General features: G+C 40.1%; 1 protein-coding gene. It reads right to left on the reverse strand.

Going from position 1 to position 708, the window contains the following annotated elements; all coding sequences use genetic code 11:
* On the reverse strand, nucleotides 1–667 hold a 667-nt coding region (locus ACS8FD_RS20570; protein WP_439277232.1), incomplete at its 3' end, for an endonuclease/exonuclease/phosphatase family protein.
* Between the last annotated feature and the right edge of the window lie 41 nt (nucleotides 668–708).

The following is a 708-nucleotide window of genomic DNA, read 5'->3' on the forward strand; positions in this document are numbered from 1 at the left end:
CGGCTTCTGTGGGACTTGGCGGCATCGGATGCAAGCAGTACAGCCAAATCACCTGACCATTTTGCAGACGCAGCTGCGAGTGGATCGACGGTATGTCGTCTATCATTAAATATTTAACTTGAGGGTCTATCAACTCAAGCTTAGAATACAGGTGCATACCATAAAGATTATCTAGCGGTATTTTTACTGTATAAGGATAATCAGGCTCAATTTGATTAAGCGCCTTTTCCCATTTCTCATCACTTTCTAAAGTAATCAAAATATCAGGCTGCTTTTGTTTGACCAAATCAACCAGTTTTTGTGTCTCATCATTGGGAGTCAGGACATTTGATACCATGATTTTAAGCTGATATGCCTGCTCTTCTGGCTTGTCTTTTGCATTTTGGACTTCTTTTTTCCATAATTTAGTATAAGGCAATACCATTCTAAGCTGAAAAGCCAACGTAACAGTTAAGGTAATAAACAACAACCACTGCTCCCATTGCCACTCTGACCAAAACACCAACATGCCAATCCACGCGATAATACCCAGTACCATTATTTGAATACGTGGAAACTCAACACCTCTCACCCACCAGTTATCAAGAGGTAACCAGCCCCAGATTGTCACAAATGCGATGAATCCTGCTAACCATTGCATGCCATAATATAATAAGGAGATATCCATAGTATGTATTAACCGTTTGTTAGTTTGTGGGTGAGATTTAT

This window comes from Psychrobacter sp. 1U2 (assembly GCF_051847575.1).